At 42.5% G+C, this 24,186-nt stretch carries 15 protein-coding genes; 4 read left to right on the top strand and 11 right to left on the bottom strand.

The genetic code is table 11. The annotated features are described in order from the left end of the window. The first annotated feature begins 55 nt into the window (after positions 1-55). The 4 genes from eno to DWX23_RS13690 all read left to right on the top strand — a co-directional run bounded on the left by eno (position 56) and on the right by DWX23_RS13690 (position 4,898). On the top strand, positions 56-1,336 hold the full coding sequence (gene eno / locus DWX23_RS13705) for a phosphopyruvate hydratase (RefSeq protein WP_122351766.1): 1,281 nt from the start codon (positions 56-58) through the stop codon (positions 1,334-1,336). A 191-nt stretch (positions 1,337-1,527) separates the two neighbouring features. Further along, positions 1,528-1,857, top strand: a complete 330-nt coding sequence (locus DWX23_RS13700; protein ID WP_122351767.1) for a DUF6686 family protein — start codon at positions 1,528-1,530, stop codon at positions 1,855-1,857. A gap of 163 nt (positions 1,858-2,020) precedes the next feature. Next, positions 2,021-2,371, top strand: coding sequence for a hypothetical protein (locus tag DWX23_RS13695; RefSeq protein ID WP_122351768.1), 351 nt, complete (start codon positions 2,021-2,023; stop codon positions 2,369-2,371). 217 nt (positions 2,372-2,588) lie between these two features. Next, positions 2,589-4,898, top strand: coding sequence for a TonB-dependent receptor (locus DWX23_RS13690; protein WP_122374886.1), 2,310 nt, complete (start codon positions 2,589-2,591; stop codon positions 4,896-4,898). Positions 4,899-5,090: 192 nt separating this feature from the next. Here the strand turns inward: DWX23_RS13690 and DWX23_RS13685 are convergent, their stop codons facing one another. From DWX23_RS13685 to DWX23_RS13630, 11 genes are all read right to left on the bottom strand, one after another. Next, entirely contained in the window at positions 5,091-6,800 is a 1,710-nt protein-coding gene (locus DWX23_RS13685) for a RagB/SusD family nutrient uptake outer membrane protein (RefSeq protein WP_122374885.1), read from the bottom strand. Positions 6,801-6,811: 11 nt separating this feature from the next. Continuing rightward, positions 6,812-9,682 carry a SusC/RagA family TonB-linked outer membrane protein gene (locus tag DWX23_RS13680; RefSeq protein WP_233587611.1) on the bottom strand — a complete coding sequence of 957 codons (2,871 nt, stop codon included), beginning with the start codon at positions 9,680-9,682 and terminating at the stop codon, positions 6,812-6,814. 779 nt (positions 9,683-10,461) lie between these two features. Beyond that, positions 10,462-11,487, bottom strand: a complete 1,026-nt coding sequence (locus DWX23_RS13675; RefSeq protein WP_122374883.1) for a glycoside hydrolase family 43 protein — start codon at positions 11,485-11,487, stop codon at positions 10,462-10,464. 72 nt (positions 11,488-11,559) lie between these two features. Then, positions 11,560-13,491: a RagB/SusD family nutrient uptake outer membrane protein gene (locus DWX23_RS13670; RefSeq protein ID WP_122374882.1), complete on the bottom strand. Its 1,932-nt coding sequence runs from the start codon at positions 13,489-13,491 to the stop codon at positions 11,560-11,562. Positions 13,492-13,518: 27 nt separating this feature from the next. Next, positions 13,519-16,902: a TonB-dependent receptor gene (locus DWX23_RS13665; RefSeq protein ID WP_122374881.1), complete on the bottom strand. Its 3,384-nt coding sequence runs from the start codon at positions 16,900-16,902 to the stop codon at positions 13,519-13,521. A 132-nt stretch (positions 16,903-17,034) separates the two neighbouring features. Continuing rightward, a complete protein-coding gene (locus tag DWX23_RS13660) occupies positions 17,035-18,015 on the bottom strand; it encodes a FecR domain-containing protein (protein ID WP_122351775.1) in 981 nt (326 codons plus the stop codon). A 68-nt stretch (positions 18,016-18,083) separates the two neighbouring features. Continuing rightward, on the bottom strand, positions 18,084-18,653 hold the full coding sequence (locus DWX23_RS13655; protein ID WP_122374880.1) for an RNA polymerase sigma-70 factor: 570 nt from the start codon (positions 18,651-18,653) through the stop codon (positions 18,084-18,086). A gap of 582 nt (positions 18,654-19,235) precedes the next feature. Continuing rightward, a complete protein-coding gene (locus DWX23_RS13645) occupies positions 19,236-19,616 on the bottom strand; it encodes a DUF2023 family protein (protein ID WP_183671343.1) in 381 nt (126 codons plus the stop codon). 49 nt (positions 19,617-19,665) lie between these two features. Next, a complete protein-coding gene (fldA, locus tag DWX23_RS13640; RefSeq protein WP_122374877.1) occupies positions 19,666-20,175 on the bottom strand; it encodes a flavodoxin FldA in 510 nt (169 codons plus the stop codon). 100 nt (positions 20,176-20,275) lie between these two features. Then, positions 20,276-22,564: a bifunctional (p)ppGpp synthetase/guanosine-3',5'-bis(diphosphate) 3'-pyrophosphohydrolase gene (locus DWX23_RS13635; protein ID WP_122374876.1), complete on the bottom strand. Its 2,289-nt coding sequence runs from the start codon at positions 22,562-22,564 to the stop codon at positions 20,276-20,278. Positions 22,565-22,659: 95 nt separating this feature from the next. After that, positions 22,660-24,186 carry a lytic transglycosylase domain-containing protein gene (locus DWX23_RS13630; protein WP_122374875.1) on the bottom strand — a complete coding sequence of 509 codons (1,527 nt, stop codon included), beginning with the start codon at positions 24,184-24,186 and terminating at the stop codon, positions 22,660-22,662.

Raw genomic sequence — 24,186 nt, 5'->3', positions numbered from 1 at the left:
TTTCACGTTCTCCGATCTCTTTCTATATTTGTTCCGTCTTAAAAATGAACAAACAATGAAAATAGAAAAGATTACAGGACGTGAAATCCTCGACTCAAGAGGTAACCCTACCGTAGAAGTAGATGTATTATTGGAATCAGGTGTAACAGGCAGAGCTTCTGTCCCCTCCGGCGCATCGACCGGCGAACACGAAGCATTGGAACTACGCGACGGTGACAAGAAACGCTATTGCGGTAAAGGTGTACTGAAAGCTGTTGAAAACGTAAACAAGATAATCGCTCCGGCCCTGAAAGGCATGTCAGCATTGGATCAGGTAGGTATCGACCAGGCCATGCTCGAACTGGACGGAACGAAGACCAAATCAAACCTCGGTGCAAACGCCATCCTCGGTGTTTCCCTTGCAGTTGCCAAGGCTGCTGCCAACTATCTGGATATTCCTTTATATAGATATATCGGCGGAACAAACACATACGTGATGCCGGTTCCGATGATGAACATCATCAACGGCGGTTCACACAGTGACGCTCCGATCGCTTTCCAAGAATTTATGATTCGCCCGGTAGGTGCTCCTTCTTTCAAGGAAGGTCTGCGTATGGGTGCCGAAGTATTCCACGCATTGAAGAAAGTGTTGCACGACCGTGGCCTGAGCACTGCCGTAGGTGACGAAGGCGGTTTCGCTCCTGCTCTGGAAGGAACGGAAGATGCTTTGAACTCGATCCTTGCCGCTATCAAAGCTGCCGGATACGAACCTGGCAAAGACATCATGATCGGTATGGACTGCGCTTCTTCCGAATTCTACAAAGATGGTATCTACGACTATACGAAGTTCGAAGGTGACAAAGGCGTAAAACGTACTTCCGACGAACAGGTAGATTACCTGGAAAAACTGATCAACGAATATCCGATCGACTCTATCGAAGACGGTATGAACGAAAACGACTGGGAAGGCTGGAAGAAGCTGACCGACCGTATCGGTAACCGTTGCCAGCTGGTAGGTGACGACTTGTTCGTTACAAACGTCGACTTCCTGTCGAAAGGTATTCAGGAAGGTTGCGCCAACTCGATCCTGATCAAAGTAAACCAGATCGGTTCATTGACTGAAACACTGAATGCGATCGAGATGGCTCACCGTCACGGCTACACGACCGTCACTTCTCACCGCTCCGGCGAAACAGAAGATGCAACGATCGCCGACATCGCCGTTGCTACCAACAGCGGACAGATCAAGACCGGTTCATTGAGCCGTTCAGACCGTATGGCTAAATACAACCAGTTGCTCCGCATCGAAGAAGAGTTGGGTAACAAAGCTGTATATGGCTATAAAAGATTAAAGTAATCTCATAAAATAAATCATAATCGCTAATTTACCAAAACTAGGATTAAAGTAAAGAGCTTCCCCGTGAGGAGAGGCTCTTACCTTTTTATAGGTATTCAATACCCGAGTTTTACCATCTTATTGCGATTGTATATCTGTCAAAGAATGAAGACCTTTGGAAAGTAATTAACAAGATATTCCAGTTATCCATTATGAAGATATTAAATAAAACTTTCAACGGTCAACTCACATTCTGCGAATGTTGCAATACATATAGTCTCGAATTCGGTAACTTCTTTTTCTGCTTCACCGAAGCCGGCTACCAGAACTTCAGAAGATATGTAAACAGTATCGACGGCGACCTGTCCATACAGAACAACCAACATTTTGCCTCTAACCGGAAAATATGTATAAAGATACAATCGGAAAGCATCTACTTCTGCCTGAATAAAATGGAACTGGAAGAGTTGAAAGAACTTCTTTCCGCCCGGAGAAACGGCAAGAAGTCCCCTTATCTGGCACAGAACTATTCACTGAATTGACATACTAGATATATAATATAACTAATTTGCACAACTAAAGAATTGAAGAGAAGCTTCTCTGCGAGGAGAGGCTTTTTTCATACCTTACAGTAGGTATTTAATACAGATTTAATATCATACCCTTCTTTTATATATAAATAAAGCCTTATATTTGCAAAAGGTGATGGAGAAGTTTAGGAAATATCTGCGTATAGCGCTCCCCGCACTGTTCATTGCGTATCTGGGATGCCTGATTGCGTTTACCCACGTTCATATTGTGAATGGGGTAACGATTGTCCATTCGCACCCTTACCATAAGACAGACGACGGACGCCCGGACCATGAACATGGTTATGCCGAGTTCCAGTTACTTCATCAACTATCGACTATTCAGATCAGCGGTGCTGCATTTGTCTCTTTATTGCTTGCCGCTTTTCTTACAGTATTATTCAGATTATCCTGCAATCCGGTCTACCCGGATTATCTGGTCCCCATACAAGGGGAACCGTCTCTTCGCGCCCCTCCTGTAGCCTGATAAATATGTCCCCATGCAGTTTGCCAACCTTTTTCATCACGTTGGCAAAGTTCCGCCACGCCTATGGCAAAGTCCTGCCATGCCTGTGACAAAGTTGTGCCATGCCTATGGCAAAGCTATGCCATGCTTGTGGCAAACCCTTCAAGATGGGAAGAAGAGTCCCGGAAAATACCGGGCATTCAATTATTGTATTACCTATTTATCAGATTAAATCAATATGAATAAGATTATAACACTTATACTATGCCTATGCTGTACCCTTACGGTTGCATGGGCCACTGAAGAAGAGAAAATGAACGCATCGGATGCAAACGTATTCGGGCATGTATTGGATAAAGAAACCGGCGAGCATCTGCCATTTATCACCGTTATACTAAAAGGGACAACCATCGGAACGACAACGGACAACTCCGGTCATTATTTCCTGAAGAACCTGCCGGAAGGAAAGTTCACCCTCGAATTTAAGTATCTCGGTTACAAGACTGTCACCCGCGATGTAAAACTGGAGAAGGGGAAAACACAGGAAATTAATGTAGAGATGGAAGAAGACAGAATTGCCCTGGACGGCGTTGTCGTATCGGCAAACCGGAGTGAAACCTCACGGCGTCTGGCTCCTACACTGGTAAATGTGATCGATTCGAAGATATTTAAGACAACCAATGCGGTGAACCTGGCGCAAGGATTGAACTTCCAGCCGGGTGTGCGTGTGGAAACGAATTGCCAGAATTGCGGTTTCCAACAGGTACGTATCAATGGGTTGGACGGTCCTTATACGCAGATACTGATCGACTCGCGCCCCATATTCAGTGCACTTTCGGGAGTTTACGGACTGGAACAGATTCCGGCCAATATGATCGACCGTGTGGAAGTGATGCGTGGAGGCGGTTCAGCATTGTTCGGTTCTTCCGCCATCGCCGGAACGATCAATATCATAACCAAAGAGCCGTTACGTAACTCGGGCGAACTGACACATACTTTGTCTTCTATCGGAGGAAGTTCCTCTTTTGACAATAACACGACACTGAATGCTTCGCTGGTAACGGATAACGGGAAGGCGGGAATGTATATCTTCGGACAGAACCGCCATCGTTCCGGTTACGACCATGATAATGACGGCTATACCGAATTGCCAAAGTTGAAGAATCAAACGGTTGGTTTCCGTTCCTATCTGAAAACAAGCACGTACAGCAAACTGACGTTCGAATATCACCATATGAACGAATACCGTCGCGGCGGCAACCTGTTGGACCGTCCGCCCCATGAAGCGGATATTGCCGAACAGTTGGAGCACTCCATCGACGGCGGAGGATTGAAGTTCGACCTTTTCTCATCCGATTACAAACAGAGGTTCAGTGTCTTTACCTCGGCCCAAAACACCGACCGCGACAGCTATTACGGCACCGGACAGGACCCGAATGCGTATGGTAAGACTACCGACCTGACCTTTATGGCCGGTACACAGTATTCGTACAGCTTCGACCAGTTCCTCTTTATGCCGTCAGACCTGACCGCCGGATTGGAATACAACTACGATCATCTGAAAGACGAAATGATCGGTTACAACCGCTACACCAACCAGAAAGTCCATATCGAAAGCCTTTTCCTGCAGAACGAATGGAAAAACAAACGGTGGAGTTTCCTGATCGGAGCGCGTATGGACAAGCACAACATGATAGATAATGTGGTATTCAGCCCCCGTGCCAACGTTCGTTTCAATCCGACGGAAGATATCAATATACGTGCCAGTTATTCCAGTGGCTTCCGTGCTCCGCAGGCTTTCGACGAAGACATGCACATCTCTGCCGTCGGAGGTGAAATAGCGATGATACGTCGGGCGAAAGACCTGAAGGAAGAGAAATCGCAAAGCCTCAGCACATCGGTCGACTTTTATCACCGTTTCAAGAACGGTATCCAGGTAAATTTCCTGGTGGAAGGCTTTTATACGAGTCTGAACGATGTATTCGTGCTGGAAGAAATCGGGAAAGACGAACAGGGCAATATCATCAAAGAGCGCCGGAACGGTTCGGGAGCAAAAGTGATGGGGCTGACCCTGGAAGGGAAAAGTGTCCTTTCTTCCTGGTTGTCTTTACAGGCAGGAGCCACATTCCAACGCAGCCGTTACAACGAACCGGAGAAATGGAGTGAAGATGAGAACGTGCCAACCGAAAAGAAGATGTTCCGTACCCCCAATACATATGGTTACTTTACCGCGACACTGACTCCGTTGAAACATTTCACGGCTTCCCTGTCGGGCACTTATACCGGAAGTATGCTGGTTCAGCATCTGGCAGGTTACATCCCAATGGATAAAGCGGTTAAGACACCGGACTTTTTCGATATGAATATCAAACTGGCGTACGACTTCCACATTTATAAAGATATCAACCTGGAAGTAAATGCCGGTGTACAGAATATCTTCGAAGCCTACCAGTCCGACTTCGACCAGGGTCCGAACCGTGACTCTGCTTATATCTACGGGCCGGCAACACCGAGAAGTTATTTCGCCGGTATCAAGATCAGTTACTAAAAGAATGATCCGTCTTTTCCTTTTACCCGTTCGGCAAGCTCCCTCACCCTATGGAGACAGCATCGTCGGGGTAAAAGGGAAAGTCCGGTCATTCCATTCTATCTATTAAAACACAACTCATAAATTGCCCCACCCACTAATCCGCAACCAACACTCTTTCTACAAAACAGATAACCTAAACATTCCTGCCAATCAATACCCAGGATTCTGTTCCAGCAAATTATTGGCACCTATAAGACTATAATGAATAGGGAAACGGTTTAGGTTCGTATTATTAGTAGCCTGATGATCCCACCAGTTTTCGGTCACATAAGCATCCCACCGTACCAGATCGGTACGCCGGCGTCCTTCACCCAGGAATTCCTGCAACCATTCATCCAGCATGCGGTATTTATCCAGATTGGCTACCGTAACCGGATCGGGATCATTTCCATTCTCAAAATACCGTTGACGAACCGTATTTATCAACCGGGCAGCCCCTTCATTATCTCCTGAACGCATCTTACATTCAGCCAGCATATAATAGATTTCAGCCAAACGGATAATAGGCACATCCGGGTCGAACTTCCGGGTTTTCTCATCCTGATTCGGACGCGGACTCCGTTTGGTAACACGTACACAAGAAGATTCTTCGGCCGTAGCAATAGTTGAAGGCAAAGATTCCAATGTCGGGTAATCCGCCGATCCGACTTTTGCAAAATAGGCCACCTGATCACGGACTACTAACGGCTGGCCATTATATTCCCTGCTGCCCGTACAAACCCACTCCGGATTCAAAGGATTGATCAATTCACCGACGATAAACATTCCCCGGTATTTACCACTTCCTTCATACACATAAGGTTGTTTGCGGATATCTTTATCATTGAATTTGGAGTAAGCACCTCCCAACTTATAAGGATACTTCTTTCCTGTCGGGTCCAGACTGGGAATCAACCCGATACCATTATTAGAGCCGGAACCTTCCAAGCCGCCAAGATAGTTTTTATAATTGTAAGGGACCATATAACTCCAATACATTCCATCCGTTTCCAGTTTAGCATTCTCACTGGGAACCGACCAGATTATCTCAGGGCAAGTTTCGTTGTCAAAACCGAAAATATTTGTCCAGTCCGTATCCAGCGCATACTTACCATATTTCCCGTCGATAATATCCTGACAGATGGCGGCAGCTTCAGCGTACATCTCTTTTCCGATATAAGGCTTTGCATTGAAATAAAGCCGGGCCAGTAAAGCTGCACCAGTTGCCCGGTGAAGACTTCCGTTCTCCATAGCGCCCAACTCCTCTTTAACCGGTAAATTGGGTATTGCTTCATTCAAGAGATTCTCAACAAAATCGAATGTTTCCTGGTCGGTAGACCGACCTTTTACATCACTCTGTGTCGTCTCATAAAGGGGAACCCCGCCGAAAAGATCCAGTCCGTCCAGATAAAAAGAGGCAACCAGAGCTTTCTGTTGGTTAAGCATTGACTCTTTTGTCCCTTCTTCAAACCCCAAAGCATCGAAATCAATGTTTTCCAGATCTTCCAACGCATCCCAGGAGAGCGCGACTCCCATAGCGAAGTTCGTCCATCCTGTTTCCACAAATGCCATATCCTCCGTATAGTCATGGTGATGGAATTTCTGATACATAGCCCCGTTATACCAGTCACTACCCCGGGTTGGCAGACAGAACTCGTCCGTCCCCAGTTCCTGAAGCATCCAACGGGGTTCGTTATGCCCCACATACCAGCGCCAATGGGTAAACGGACGGTTAAAACGTTCCCATACCGCATCCTGAGAGGTATAAAAAGTTTCGGGAACTACCTGCGAATAAAATGTCGGTTCCACATCGCAGGATGTTGCTGCCAGTAAACAAGCGATACCCGAACATATATAATTTATTATCTTATTCTTTTTCATTCTGCCTGTATTTAGAAGTTTAACTGAAGACCTAAAGTATAAGTACGTACCACCGGATAGAAATCCGACCAGAACTTTTCCGTACCACCTTCCCAGCCGGTAATATTTACTTCGGGGTTCATGCCGCTATAGCCGGTAATAGTGCATACATTTCCTACTGTCCCGTAGAGGCGGATACGATCGATGAACTTGGTGTATTTCTTCATCGGCAGCGTATATCCCAATGTGATAGCATCGATTTTCAGAAAGGTACCGTCTTCCAGGTAATAATCACAAATCTGTTTCTCCCCTTTGATATGGCTGAATTTTCCATAGGCTGCTTTCAATACATTGGTATTTCCCTGTCCTTGGATGCCGAAGTACATATTTATCGTGTTGTAAACATCGAAATCGATCCAACTGCGCAGGTTGATCCCCAGATCGAAATTCTTATAAGCCAGCGTATGGCTCCAACCGACCACAAGTTTGGGAGTATAATTTCCCATGTACTGTTTATCGTTCTCCGTTTTTTGTGCGGCCGGGATCACTTCACCGTCTTTATTGTAAAGAAGGAAACCTCCGTCATCGTCAAAACCGGCAAACTTCCACAAATAGAACGAACCGATCGTCGAACCTTCTTCCATACGGGCTGCATCCCCGGGAGAACCCGGAGCAGGAAAGCCATTCCCATTATAATAGGTATTATTTCCCCATAACGTCAGTATCTTGCCAGTGTTATGGCTCAGGTTCAGGTTGGAAGTCCACACAAAATCTTTCGTACGGATAATATCTCCGCCTACTTCAAACTCCCATCCCTTACTTTCCATACTTCCGATATTCTGCCATTGAGAGCCTTGTGTATAAGGTGGTTGAGGTACTTTTACACTATAAATCAGATTGTCTACCTTACGACGATAATAATCGAATTTACCATATAAACGATTGTCAAAGAGCGAGAAATCGAGCCCCAGGTTCCATTCCTTCTTTTCCTCCCAACCCAGACTCTGGTTCACATTCTGTGTCTTTCCGTAGGAATAGGCCCATTCACCATCAGGAAGCATCCAATAAGTATCGGAGCCAAGCATATTGGCCATATAGGAAGCACTAAAGTCATTATTTCCGGTTACTCCATAACCGAAACGAACCTTCAGGTCGTCTATCCATTTGATATCTTCCATAAACTTTTCATTGGAAATACGCCAACCGGCAGATACAGACCAGAAGTTAGCCCAGCGATTATCTGCAGCGAACTTGGACGAACCTTCATGGCGGATAGATGCCTGCAACAGATATTTATCCTGATAAGAATAATTCGCACGGGCAAACAGGGAGAACAAACGTTCGGTAATATTTTTACCGGAACTCATTGCTGCCTTGCCGTCACTCAAATAGGAACCGGCGCCTATATCCCAGAACTTTACACCATCTACAGCAAAATTATAATTGGACATATTGAAGCTCTCGCCGTTGTTTTCAAAATAGGAATAACCGGCTACCGCATTCAGGTTATGACCGCCCTTAAATTCTTTGATATAGGTTGCATATCCTTCCGAAGTGAGGTTCTCTGTTTTACTGAAAGCCAGATGGGCATAGCCTTTCCGCGATTCTTCCAGTTCATCCCGGTGGTTGCGGGAATTATAGAAATGATGTTCCCATTGCCGATTTTCATATCCTAGCACTTGCTGATAGGAAAGTCCGGGAACAGGCTTTATATTCAACTTGAAAGTCACCTCCGGTTTGAACCATTTATCCAGCCCTTCATAGGTACTCAGCATGGCATCGGCTACTACATTATAATCCAACTGTTCGTTCAGCCAGACATTATAACCGGTCTCACTCTCCGGATCGTAGGGTGAACGGGTCGGGTTATTACGCAATGCCTGCTGGAAATTCGGATAATGATTGTTACGCATCGCTTGCCGGTAATCGACATTCGGACGTACTTCCAACCAATCGTCGAACAATTTAAAGTTTGCATTCACACGTCCACCATAATCCTGCCGTTCATCCTGATGGGCGATTCCCTGATTCTTCTCATAGAAGAAAGAGGTATAGACCTGCGCTTTCTCCGTTCCCATTTCAAGAGCCAGGTGGTGCTTTTGGGAGAAGTTGTTGTGGTTGATCAGTTCGTCCCACCAGTCGACATCCGAACCGTAGTCGGTCCCTATCTCATGTTCCGCATATTCTCGGCCGGAAAGCATTTCAGGGGCATTATAATTCTGCTTCTTTGTAAACTCAGAACTATACGTCAACTTCACCTTTCCATCCGTATTGGAGCCGCTCTTAGTCGTGATCAGGATCACTCCGGAAGCGGCACGGGTTCCGTAGATAGCTCCGGCCGAAGCATCCTTCAAGACGTCGATGGATTTTATATCGTCCTGAGTAAGCGAACGAATATCGCCACCGGGAAAACCATCGATAACAACCAAAGGGGCTCTACCGGCATTTATCGAGGTCATACCGCGTAACTGGAAGGTCGTACTTGAGTTTGCACTGCCCAGATTGGTCATGATCAATCCTCCGATCTTACCTTGTAAAGCGGAAGAGATATCCGAACCACTCACTCCGACCATCAGATCGTCAGCAGAAAGAGAGGTAACGGCACTCGTCACCTGTTTCTTTTCCATCGTTCCATAGCCGATCACGACGACCTCATCCAGCGTCTTGGTATCTTCAGCCAACCGGACACGCAATGAGCTCTGATTACCTAAGGGTATTTCCTTTGAAACATATCCTATATAGGAAACAGAAAGAACTGCATCATCAGGAACATTCTGCAATATGACATATCCGTTTGCATCCGTAACATTCCCGTTTGTCGTTCCCTTGACCGTTACATTTGCACCGATCAACGGACCGGATTCATCCGTTACCGTTATTGTTACTGTCCGTCCTTTCTGCATGGACGATCCGTTTTCCGCAACTGTTATTTCTTCTTTATTCCCGTCTGTCGCAGAGATCGGAACCGAACAAAACAGAAACAAGCCTAAAGTTATAGCTACCGCACAATAATGCGGTTTATATAATTGAGAAAGTATATGAAAATTCTCTTGTTGCTGTATTTTCATGAATATTAATAGATTAGTTGATAATAAAGATTCAAGTAACTTATTCTCATCTGTGATGGCTTATTTACCATCCTTTGTATTGGTCTCACGTCATATATATGTCCTCCTATTAAAAGTTAACGAAACTGGAAATAAAAACACTTATTAGGATTTAAACATCGTCTTGGTAGGACTATGGTGCATATAGGAGGTTTGAGTAAAAATATGCTGAATATTATTTGTTTGTTACTTTATTTATATTAATTTTACGACGGATTTTAAACTATCGGAGAGGTATTTCACAGCTTTCTACTAATAGAGGTTAAACACAAACACCATAGTTCTACCAAGACTCACCTTTCTTTTCAACGGCTATAAGAGAAATACATAAATCATCCCCACTCGGAAATAATTTCTTTATAATAAATAAGGGGTATACTATTTTTTTGAAAAAAATAGTATACCCCCATGAATTGAAAAAGAATCACTAAACAATATGCTCATCTTTCAGAACCAACATATCCCCCATATCTTCCAATTCATAAATACAAGCTCTTTCCGATCCATAAGGAGAATTCGGTCTATGGAAAATAAGTTTCATCAATTTAATACTTCCATCTACAATTTGTATCCACTCATGGCAATAAATAATGTAAAGAATCTTCAATCTGCAATTCGCCTTGTTCATCGAAGAACAAGCGATCCATACAAACAACTCTATCCCAATTTGGTTTCTGACAATATGGGTCAGCATGACGATGATAGATCATACAAAATCTACCATCAGGTGCCTCTACTATTGAATTATGTCCCGGCGAAGAAATACCTTTTGAAAGATCAGTCGCCAAAAGAGGGTTATTAATACTTTTAGTCCAAGGACCTAAAGGGCTTTTTGAACGAGAGACCCCTATCCCATAATGTCCATATCCTGTATCATTTGCAGAGTAAGTCATATAATAAATCCCATTTCTTTTAAATACATAAGCTCCCTCATTACATCGATTTTTATCCCAATTTACTTTTTCCCATGATTGGGAAGCGCCCGAAATAAAAACAGGATTTCCGTCAAGCCCCGAAAGGTCCGTTGCCAATCGTGCGGCATAAAGCTCGCCTACAGCCAATGTCTCTTGTATTCTATTTTTACTATAATAGACATAAGGAGTCCCATCATCATCTACAAAAATATCAGCATCTATTGCAGAATATCCTAAGTCGAACCAAGGAGTGTAAAGATCAACAAAAGGACCATCCGGTTTTTCGCTGGAGGCCAGGCAAGTAAGCATTAAACCTCGCTCTTCCACGTAGCAACTATACGTCATATAAAATTTTCCTTTATAATACTCCACTTCTGGTGCCCAAAAAGCATGACTGCCAATATGATTTTCCGGTTTACGATACAAAAGGCCTTTATATTCCCATGTGATTAAATCCGTAGAAGTATAATAAGCAAATCCCATTCCCTCCGGTAAAGATGTCGTACCAGTCAGATAGTATAAACTATCAAATTTATAAACAAAAGGATCTGCAACAGACAATGCCACACTATCTGTTGTTTTTAAAGGATTTAAATGCTTATTACAACTCCCTTTTAGTGGTCTGCCATGACAAACCACCAAAAAAAGGAATAAGCAAATAACATATATATATTTTTTCTTTATCATGATCTATAAAGTTTCATAATTGAATGAGAGTGTCCCCCCCGCAGTTGTATCTTATACACTCTCATTTCTTTTTTACCAATAAGGAGCTTGTACTAAATTCGGATTTTTCTCTAATTCTGAAATTTCAATATTCATCCAATAGTAGGCTTTTTTCCATACACGATTATGTTCCGGATCTCCCACCCGTTTATAGAAATTATTAATGTCCGTGCAATCCCAGTCTAAGCCCATTAAATAGCCATTCATCTCCGGTATACTTTCAGCAATTTTCCAACGACGTATATCAAACCAACGAATACCCTCTGAAACGAATTCTACACGCCGTTCCATGCGTACAACATTACGAATAGCATCTTGCGTATTATCTACGTGAATATAGTCTGGGTTATTTGCAGCAACAGCGTTAATTGTATATTGACGTAAGCCAGCACGCAGACGTATATGATTGAGATATTTCAAAGCTTCCAATCGTCCCGTTGCGTTATCGTAAGCCTCGTTAACAGCCTCTGCATAATCCAAATAACTAGTACCCAAACGATAAAGCCATTCAGTCCGATTTCGATACCATATCCCATTTTTACTATTATCCCCTTGATAAACTTTACGACGTACCAAATAACCATTACGCGGTGAATTCCACTGATGATTGTTATCTTTTCCATAACACAAAAAATCAAAAGGACGTTCTGCCACTTTATACCATGAACCATGATAACTTACAGATGTATAAAAACGAGGCTCACGATTATAATACATCTTCCAAATTCCTGCAGGTGTAACTTCGCCCGCTACTCCTGTACCTTCATCCCAAGAAGTATCAGCACGTTTCGTAACTTCTGTTGTAAATCCTTCCTCGGAATACCCAGACTCTTCATTAATTATCGGGGTCCCGTCTGCCTTATACCCTGTAATAGCAGGTAATCCATTACTCATAAAGTAAGCATCCACTAAACCTTGATATACCCCTAAACATCCTGCATCTCCAAATTCAGGAGTAATACAAAGATCTTCGTAACCCTCAAAATTCGTATGACCCAAATCATTTGTCATAGGAAATGTTATCTCTGGATTCCCAGCAGACTCTGTTGTAAAAAAAAGATCTCTGGTAGACCGAAAAGGATCTATAGACCCATCCTTATTATAAGCGATAAACAAAGCATGTCCAGCAGCCTCTGCTCTATCAATCACAAGTTTGCAAGCCTCAGCTGCTTTTATCCATTTCTGCTGGTCATAAACAGGACTAAACAACTGACTTCCATCAACATTAGTCCAATCCTTATACCAAGAATTACCATTTACCAACGGACTGGCCGCAAAAAGCAGCATACGAGCACGAGTAGTTAACGCCATAATTGAAGTAGCATGCCCATATTCATTAGTAGCAGTATACTTATCGGGTAGCAACTCTGAAACAGCTAATAATTCTTTATCTAAATACGAAACTATATCATCAAAAGAAGTACGCGCTTTCTGCATTTCTGCCAATGGTACATCTGTTGAAAACATTTCGGGTATAAAAGGGATAGGGCCATAATTTTCAGTCAAATGCCACCAATAATAACAAGCCAAATAACGGCATTCGGCTTTCATCCGATCTATTGTTTCTTGAGGTAAACCTGCAATTTCATGAGCTTTTTCCTGAAACAGATAAGCATGACGAATCCGTTTAGGGTATTCATTCCACATATTCCAACTCGGCGCAGTAGCAACATTCCAGGTTCCATTGAATAACCTTTCTTGCACAGAGAGTACTCCCCAATTTACTAATCGATTCCACACGAGTTCATCTCCCCAAACGCTCCAGCCTAATCCATGTGTATAATCGCCAGGAGTAGGCAAGCCATTATATACATAGCCTAATACACCTTCTACCTTATTTTTATCATCAAAGACAATATCCATCGTCAATTCTGTATCTGGTTCCTTTTCCAAAAAATCACAAGACATAAATGAAAGTAAAGCAAAAGCTGCAACTACCAGATATTTTGATTTCAATCTTTTCATCTTATTTATTTTATAACATTTTCATTATTAAAAATTTAAATCCAGCCCCATTTGTACCGAAGCCATCTGTGGGTATATAGTACCATTAGACGTATTTAATTCCGGGTCCCAAAGTTTAAATTTGGAGAAATAAAATGGATTATTACAGCTTACATAAACGCGCAAACTCTTTAAGCGAGCTTTACTTAAAAAGGTTTTAGGTAAATTGTATCCTAACTCAATCGTTTTGCAACGCAAAAAACTCATATCCTTTTTCCACCAAGTAGAAGCACGATAATTGTTTTCATTAGGAGAAGCATCTAAACGAGGATAAAAAACATCTTGTGAAGGATTCTCCTCTGTCCAGCGATCTTGATAATTGGTAAAAATGTTTGCACTATTACCTGTTCCCGGCAACCAAGCATTTCCCCCTCCTATTATTCTATGAGTGTCACCCATTCCCTGAAAGAAGACATTTAAATCCCAATTGCGATAGATTACTGATGCACCAAAGCCATAAACGATACGCGGATCGACGGTGCCACCAATATAACCTTCATCTTCTGTCGTAACAACTCCATCCTCATTACGATCCACATACTTAATATCACCAGGACGAAGGTTGCCAGAACCAACCAACTGGTTAGGGATCCCTTCTTTCAAACTCCCATCTGGATTAAAATCATTTTCAGTAAATAACCTATCAGCAATCAATCCCCATAACGTATTGATAGAACCACCTCCTGTTTTAGAACGATACGTTCCTGCTAAACTTGCCGGTTCATCATACTCTGTCACTTTATTTTTGGCATAAGTAAAAGTTGAATTAAATGTGACAGACCAATCTTTGTTCAGTTGTTTTTGGAAACCTAAAGACAGATCCACTCCTTGATTTTCCATTTTTCCCAAATTACCATACGGCAATGATATAAAACCGGTGAGGTTAGGAATCGTCTGACGTTGCATAAATATATTAGAACGCCATTCGTGGAAAACATCAACATTCAAGTTTAAAGCTTCCCAAAGTCCCAATTCAAAACCCACATTTGACTTCCAAGATACTTCCCATGTCAAATCATTTGTACCGATTTCTCCTTCTGTATATCCGGATGTTGTATAATTTTTGTTTTCCCCGAAAACATATCCATTCCCTGAATTCACCGTTGTGATATAAGCAAAACGACGGCCACCGATGTTATCATTTCCAGATTTTCCATATGAGGCTTTAACCTTCAATTTATGAATAACACTTTTTGTAGATTCCATAAACGGTTCTTCCGACGCAAGCCACCCTAAAGCTACTGACGGGAAAAAACCAAAACGCTGGCCTTTGGCAAAGTTTTCAGAACCATTGTAACCAAAATTAAACTCCCCAATATAGCGGCTATCATACATATAAGACAAACGTCCGGCTATACCTTGCTTACGGAAAGGTTGTACAGATCCATTATCATAACTTTGTTGATTATATAGGAATAAGCCATCCACATCATGTACGTCCCCAAACAAACGATGATAAGTCATCGTTGCTTCCATATAGGTCTGTTTGGTTCCATAATCTCCACCCGATCCAAGTCCCAATGACTCACTTCCATAATGAGACTGGTTTATTATCAAGTTACCATCATCATCACGCCCAGTAGCCGGAGTATAACGTGCTGGATCCGCACTCCTATCTCGCCATGAATAATTATAGGAGTCAAACGAAAAACTAAGTTTAGCTTTTAAGCCGGGAGTCAACATTTTCAGATCCTGTTCTAAAGTCGCCAACGATTGAATCTGGGACTGTGTATTTGTTTTATATCCATACTGCGTAGCCATAGCCCAAGGATTATTGATACTTGTACCCGATGCTTCAATATGAGGAATTGCCCCATTAGAGTAACGAACAGCATATTCCCATGGTCTTCTACTAAATGCGTTAAATAAAATATCATTGGTTGAATAAAAAGGTCCCCTATGTTCCTGCATATATCCTCCGATATTTATACGCAAAGTGGTACTCTTCGTAATATCCACATCCACATTAGCACGCACATTATATCGGTTTAACTTAATATCCGTATCATAAGTCAGAGAAGGGTCTGTCTCTATAATTCCTTTTTCATTATAATAAGAAGCGACCAACGCATAACGTAAAAATGTAGATCCTCCGTTAACCGTCAAATTGGCACGAGTAGAATAAGCATAATCTTTTGTCACTTCATCTATCCAGTTCACGTCTGGATAAAGTTCCGGATCATATCCATTCCGAGTTCTATCTATCTGTTCCTGTGTATAAGGTAAACTTGATGGATCCGACAATTCGTTCCTTAGCGTCATCCAGTCTGCAGCACCAATATAGTCCGGCAATTTCGTCGGAGTCGAAATCGCATGTTCTATTCGAAAATTCACTGAAGGAGCGCCAACTTGTCCACGTTTAGTCGTAATAACAACAACCCCATTTGCACCACGTACACCATACATGGCACTAGCAGATGCATCTTTCAATACCGAAAAAGATTCGATTTCGGCCGGATCAATATTATTCAGATCCCGTTCAACACCATCAACCAAAACTAAAGGATTTGTATTACCGGCAAAAGAAGAAAGACCACGAATCCAAAACTGAGAATTGTCCGATCCCGGTTCACCAGTACGTTGTACGGCAATCACACCAGCAACCTGACCCGCCAAATTGTTAGAGAATGAACGGGTGGAACCATATTGCAATTTTGTAGGTTGTATTGTCTCGATCGCACCAATAACCGAAGCTTTTTTCTGACTGCCATACCCTGTAACAACAACTTCACCTAATTCCGTCACGTCCTCTTCCAATACAATATCGAAATTTATCTTATCTCCAATTTTTATCTGTTGAGATTTAAACCCTATATAAGAAATTTCAATCACTGTATTCTTATCAGGAACTTTTAAATAGAAATGCCCATCTGCATCCGTTATAGTCCCAGCAATAGAAGAATCCGTAATAACACTGATATTTACACCCGGAAGAATTTCCCGATTCTTATCATAAACAGTACCGGAAATTTCTATATATTTTCCTGGTTTCTTTTCTTCTATCGCTTGAGCAAGCCGTAAAACGATATAATTATCAGAAAACTTATACTGCAAGTTTTGCCCTTTCAGCGCTTCATTCAATAAGTCCGTAACTACTGCCTTTCTCTTACTTAGCGACACATTAAAATTAGAGTTTATTTCACTTGTACTATAAACTATCAAATAATCTGTCTGCTTTTCGATTTCCTTAAACAGTTCTTCTATCGAAAGATTTTCTGACCGAAGTTCTACCACTGCATCTTGTGCATTACTGTCAAAAGCAAAAGAATGCAAAACAAAAACGAACATGCAAAAGAAAGCTGCTTTCATAACTCTGAACGTTTTTTTTACTATTTTGGGGTATTCCCCATATATTAACAAGGATTTTTTCATACATTTGTAAATTAAGTAAATACTAATTATTCTAACAGGTTTACTTTCTAAAATCGGCAGATACTGCAATATCTGCCGATTTACATTTTTTCATGGGCTCATAGATACATTTATTTTTAAATATTAAACACATTATTTAGATAAAACGATTTGATTCAACTCATCATTTTTCTCAATCTTAAAATGATGAATATCTTGAATCACCTTCAAAATAGTCATAATACCATCCCTTTGACGAAATTTACCGACATATTCATACTCCAGTATTTCTGGATTCCGGACAATTATATCTACATTAAAATACAATGCCAGCTTTTCTATTATAGTCTCCAATTTTTGCTTTCTAAAAACATAAATTCCCTTTTTCCAAAGCAACTCATCCCAATTCATATTCTCTAGCTTTAATGAATCTCCCTTTTGCACCAACAATTGTCCCGGAGACAAAATCAATCCTTCAGATTCAGATTCAGGGAAATAAGCTTTGACAGAACCTTCTTGTAAAGAAACCTCCGCATATTTTGATTTTGGATAGCTAAGTACATTGAACTCCGTACCTAAAGCCTTTATGTCAATCGTTTGTGTAGAGACTACAAATGGTCTTGTTTTATCTTTAGCAACTTTAAAAAATCCCTCACCTGTAAGATATACTCTTCTCTCTTCTGCAAAAGCAGAAGGATAATCAAGTCGAGATCCTGCATTCAACCAGACTTCCGTCCCGTCCTGCAAGACCAGTTGTGCCCGCTGTCCGGCAGGAGCGTACACAGTATTCATCACATTCTCCGATAAAAACTCCGTTTGCTCAGGCTGTGCATACCAATATGTCAATATACTTGTTGAAACGACTAATATCAGAATAGCAGCCGCATACCCAATCCGGCGTGTCCAACGCTTCCACATTATAGCGTGTTGCTTCTGCAAAATAAAGCGGTCGTATTTCTGTTTGCCGATTGCTTTATCCTGTACCTGATGTCCTAAGTTCAACAAGGCATATAGATTTTGATATTCTGCAAATTCTTTTTTGAGTTCTTCGCTCGCCTCGACATCGCGCAGCAGGGATAGTCGCTCTTCCGTGGAAAGTTCCTCATAAAAGTATTTATGTATCCGTTCGTTCATATTTTCCGCTTTTGTTATTAATAAACGGATCAGGAAACCAAAACCCCCAAGAGGATAAACGTTTTTTTTTAATTAGCGAGCAAAAATATTAATAAGGGGAGATAGTCTTTCAATTCGCTTTTAATTTTCTTATAGGCGATAGCCATTTGGTTTTCAACGGTTTTAAGGGAAATATTCAATTCGACAGCTATCTCTTTCTGCTTTTTACCCTCTATCTTACTTTTGATAAAAATTTTCCGACATTTTTCTGGTAGAGAATCTATTACTTCGGTAATAATCCGTTCGATATCTTGCTCGGAGAGTAAGGACTGATCGAATAATTCCAGAGAGGCAAGTTTCATCCGCAAAGTAGCCTGATATTCTTCCTGCATCAGGTTGACAGCTTCCTTCACAACAATGCGGTGGCGTAAGAGGTCGATACTACGGTTCTTAATCGAAGTAAAGAGCAGGGCGACCAGGTTCACATCATATGCCAGGATTTCTTTTCTTTCCCATAGCTCGGTAAATACGTCTTGCACGACATTCTCGGCGTCTTCTTCCGACACGACATACTCCAATGCGAAATACTTCATCCGGGAAAACCAGGAGACATATATTTCTTCAAAATGGTCAGATAGTATTTTCTTTTCAGCCAGCATCTTTCTTCTGTGTAAATTAAATCACGGCTTCTCGATCTCCAAATAATACTTTTTTAATTATATATGAAGTGTGAGAGCAGTAACTTATCTATCGGAAAGCTCTGGAAAACCGTAGAAGTAAATAAGCAACATACCCCACACCATATTTACAAATACGATGCGGAATATGTTAACCCATCTTCTATAAATTTACCAGATTTTATCCGAAAGAATCAGTTAAACAACGCAAATATATTAAAAGTTATTGGTTAGACAAACAAATCAAATTTTAAGCATAGGGGAAAAAAGATACTAATGATGACTTCTTGGTGTCTCAACAATCGAGTAGGAGGAAAACTTCTTCATTTTCCGACCTCTCACATCACTGTACGTGCCGTTCGGCATACAGCGATTCTTCAACCACGATGCAATTGGCTGTATAACCCAAGGATTGAGGGGTTACCGTTACTGCAACTGGACGCTTCCCGCTGTTAGGGTGCGTTAGGGACTTGCACCCGATAGAATATGGTCGTGCTGGGCAAACAAAAAGAGCGCCATACCAAAGTATGACACTCTTCTGTAAATAAACAATTTTAGGGAAAACTATCCTACCATACCAGCCAGGTCAGATGATAACGCCTGTTTCTTCTTAGTACAGAAACGTTCACACTGCATACAAATATCATATCCCAGTAAAGCACCGAGAATAAAATCCTCTTCCGGAGTAAGCAAATTCAAAGGCCGGGTAACCAGTAAACGGATGGCTTCAATACATTCGGGCCTGCCGAAATAGATATTGACGCTCCGCTCACCGGCATCCTGCTTCACATAACAAATCTGCTGGCTTTCCAGACGATCGGTTGCAATCCGCTCATAAGATTTATTGATCGTGCACAAAACCATGCTTCGTACCCCTTTTTTATATTCGTAGATATGATTCAGAAAAACCTTTACCTCTCCGGGAATTTTATTATCTCTGGCCATTACCATGATGCTGACTGATAGTATCTTAATAATATACGTTTGAAATCAATTACTCCAATCCTTCTTTCTTCAAAGAGGCGATCCATGCATCGAGGCGGGATTCAGTCTGGTCGTCTTCATTCAGTTCATCCAGCGGAAGACCGACGAACTGCCCGTCGACAATAGCTGTCGAATCATCGTAGGAATAACCGTCTGTTGCTACATTTCCGATAAATGTGCATCCTGTACCCTGCAAATCAGTATAGATCGTTCCGATAGCGTCACAGAAGGTGTCGCTGAAAGAGGAAGAGTCGCCGCAACCGAAAATAGCCACGAGCTTACCGGATAAATCCAGCTTCTTTATCTTAGCAAGGAAATCATACCAGTCATCCTGCAAATCGCCGGCTCCCCAGGTAGAGCTACCTAGAATTAACGCTTCATAATTACCCAGATCCGCAGGAGAAGCCTTCGCCACATCATACAGGTTAGAAGCATCCACACCTAATTTGGCTGCTATACGTTTTGCAATATCTTCTGTTGTTCCGGTTGAAGAACCGTAAAAAATACCAATTGTCTTCATCTGTTTTATAATTTAATTGATGAAGACAAAGGTCATATATCTCCGGTATAAAGGCAATACCTAGAAATGTGTATTTTAAGGGGTTAAAATACCTACCTTGTTAGTCTGCCACACGACCGACTGACTTAATGTTCTTGATCTTTGAAAGCGTCACACACATTTTCTGGATATCTTCCACATCGTGTACTTTCATCTTAATCTTTCCTTCAAACACACCATCTTTTGCTTCAATAAGCAGACGCATGATATTTACACTGAAATCATCGGCGATCGTCTTGGTGATCGTATTCAGAACGCCGATCGAGTCGATACCTTTCACCTCCAAAGTAGCTTCGAAAGAAGCATTCTTATGGCTACTCCATTCCGTATTCAGGATACGTTCGCCAAAACTACTCTTCAGCCGCATGGCGATCGGACAGGAACGTTTATGAACAACTACATTTCCGTCGTCGTTGATAAAGCCCAGCGCTTCATCACCCGGAATCGGCTTACAGCATTCTGCAATCACGTAGTTACGTTCAAAAGCTTCTTCGCGCAAAATATAAGGTTTCGACTTATCATATTTTACTTTCGGCTTTTCTTCCTGCGCTGTTTCCTCTTTCGACTTATTATTCTTAGAGCCGACACCCAGTGCCTGCTTTACATATTTGAATAAGACATTGTCTGTCTTCTCTTTCAATAATTTCTTTATGTTATCGGGTAAGGCTACATCTCCTTTTTCTACAGCATAATAAAACTCCTCACGTTTGGAGAAACCGAAATACATACAGAGCTTATCCAGATTGGAAGTACTCGGCTCCATTTCCGAACGCTTGAAGGCAACAATAACCTTTTCCTCTCCCAGCTTGGCGGCATCCTTACGGGCACGTTTTAGTACGGCATCGATCTTCGAACGGGCTTTTGCCGTCGTGACAAAATTAAGCCATTCTGCCTGCGGTTCCTGGGAACGGGATGTCAATATCTCCACCTGGTCTCCACTGGCCAGCGGATGACTGAGAGGCACCAGACGATGATTTACTTTCGCCCCGATACATTTATTGCCGATATTGGTATGTAGTGCATAAGCAAAGTCAAGCGCTGTTGCACCTTGTGGCAACGTCTTGATATCTCCTTTCGGAGTAAATACGAATATCTCAGAAGTGAACAAGTTCAGTTTGATCGTATCCAGGAAATCGAGTGCATTCGGGTCCGGACTTTCCAGGATCTCAGTAATTGTCTGAAGCCATTTGTCGAGTTCGGTATCTTCCTCCACACTGTGTTCTTTATATTTCCAGTGTGCGGCAAATCCCTTCTCGGCGATATCGTCCATACGGCGGCTGCGGATCTGTATTTCCACCCATTGTCCGTCGGGTCCCATGACCGTCAGATGAAGAGCCTGATATCCGTTCGCCTTCGGACGGCTCACCCAGTCGCGGATACGGTCGGGACGGATACGGTAAATATCCGTAATAGCCGAGTAGATATCCCAGCACATATTTTTTTCATCCACACCCGGCAGCGGGTCGAAAATGATACGGACGGCATACAGATCATAGATGTCCTCAAAAGTGATTCCTTTACTTTCCATCTTGTTCCAGATGGAATAGGCTGATTTCACACGGGCTTTCATTTCATAATTCAAGCCCATATCCTTCAACTTTTTATCGACTGGGATTGCAAAGTGCTCGAATAAAGTATTACGACTTTCTTCCGTAGACTTCAGTTTCTGTTCGATAAAATCATATTCCTGGGGATGTTCATATTTGAAACTCAGGTCTTCCAGTTCCGTTTTGATAGTAAAAAGACCCAGACGATGCGCTAAAGGAGCATAGAGATAAAGTGTTTCTCCGGCAATCTTGAATTGTTTGGCGGGAAGCATGGAACCCAAGGTTCGCATATTATGCAGACGGTCGGCTATTTTGATCAGGATCACACGGATATCGTCACTCATGGTAAGCAATAGCTTACGGAAGTTTTCCGCCTGGGCGGAGGCCTGTTCTCCAAAGATACCTCCGGAGATCTTAGTCAGTCCGTCTACGATCTGTGCGATCTTCGGACCAAACATATCGCTGATATCCTGTACGGTATACTCCGTATCTTCCACCACATCATGGAGCAATGCCGAACAAATAGAGGTAGACCCCAATCCCATCTCACGGCAAACAATCCGTGCAACAGCGATAGGGTGCATGATATAAGGTTCACCGGAACGACGTTTCACGCCCGCATGTGCCTGGTTGGCAAAGTTAAACGCCTTGGTAATACGTTCCACTTTTCTCCGGTGGTTCGATTTCAGATAGTCGTCCAGCAACTCGTTAAAACCGTCCTGGATCATCTTTTCATCCGCCAACATAGCCGGTGTCATTTCACCTGCATCCTTTGTGTCTTTTGTGTCTATCGCATCGCTCATGGTTACAACCTCTTCTTTTTATATCTAACGTCTGTAACCACAAATATACAAATATTCATGAAACATCAGCACGGAAGCCGGGAAAATAGCATGTTTTATCCCACAGGAATTTTCAGAACCTGACCGGGACGAATATTTGCATTCGATAATCCGTTCGCCTTTTGTATCAAAGCGGCGGATACACCTGGATACTTTTTAGAGATCGTATACAGTGAATCTCCCGATTTAACCTTATAAGAAATAAAGCCATCACTCTGTTTTTCAACAATTTCGGATGAAGAAGTCGTCTTCTGTGTCGTTTTAGACTTCGTTGCGGAAGCAAAAGCCACACCTCCGTTATCAACATACAAAGTCAGGCGGCGACCACTAGCCAAACGATTTGACTTCAATCCGTTCCACTGGCGCACTTCTTTCGGTGTCACGCCATAACGATCGGATATTGTATAAATATTTTCACCGGAAGCTACACGATGGGTTATCTTTTCACGATTGGACGATTTTCCGCTCTCGGTTCCATTCGGATTATAGGCCAGGCAATTCTCCAGCAAATCTTCCGCACGGTGAGTGTAAATCGTATCTTCTTTATCAATAAAAGCATATGTCTGGTTTACCGGCAACTTCAGTACGGATGGTTCTGTGTTTCCGGGAATGATATCGCGCTTATATTGCGGATTCAAGGCACGGACCTGCTCTATATCCATTTGCAACACTTCCGCCACCTGCTCCAGATGCAATGCTTTTGTAACCACAACCGTATCGGTAGCCAACGGCATACTTGTCTGCATCGGGCAAATATTATGATCACAATAGTAGTTCATAATATAATTGGCTGCAATGAACAGGGGAACATACGACCGGGTTTCTTTGGGCAGATAAGGGAATATCTCCCAGAAATCTGTCTTACCTCCCGAACGGCGTATCGCTTTATTCACATTACCCGGGCCACAGTTATAAGAAGCCAGCACGAGATTCCAGTCACCGTAGATGGCATACATATCTTTAAAATAACGGCAGGCAGCATGAGTGGCTTTTACCGGATCGCGGCGATCGTCGACAAGGCTGTTGATCTCCAAACCGTAAATCTTACCAGTCGGAAGCATGAACTGCCATAAGCCGCAGGCACCGACACGGGATAAAGCGACCGGATTCAAGGCACTTTCCACAACAGCCAGATATTTCAGTTCAATAGGTAAACCATGTTCATCCAGCACCTGCTCGATAATAGGAAAATAAAAATCCGCCATACCCAGCATATAGCGTACAAGGTTACGGCGGCGGTCGGCATATAAATCGATACAATCGCGTACTACCTTATTATAAGGTAAAGAAATAACACGCGGCAAACTTTCCAGACGTTCCCGGTAGACAGAGTCAGGGAACCACACATTTGCTTCATCGTCATGGCAGTATTCATCCCGTTTGGAGAAATATTGCACATGCCAGGAACGAAGCAGACTGTCGACATCTGCATCCAGACTTTCGGGTATCAAGCCCACATCGACCGACAAAGAATCAGCAGAGAGGTCCGAATACTGAGGTTCTTCATTTTCAGTTATTGTTTCCTGTGCACGGGCAACAGTAACGAAACAGCAGAAACAGAGTAATGATAATAAGTATTTCAT

The organism is Parabacteroides sp. AF18-52 (assembly GCF_003479145.1).
Lineage (GTDB): Bacteria > Bacteroidota > Bacteroidia > Bacteroidales > Tannerellaceae > Parabacteroides > Parabacteroides faecis.
The sequence above is the reverse complement of the archived record's forward strand: the minus strand, read 5'-3'. Positions and strand labels throughout refer to the sequence as shown.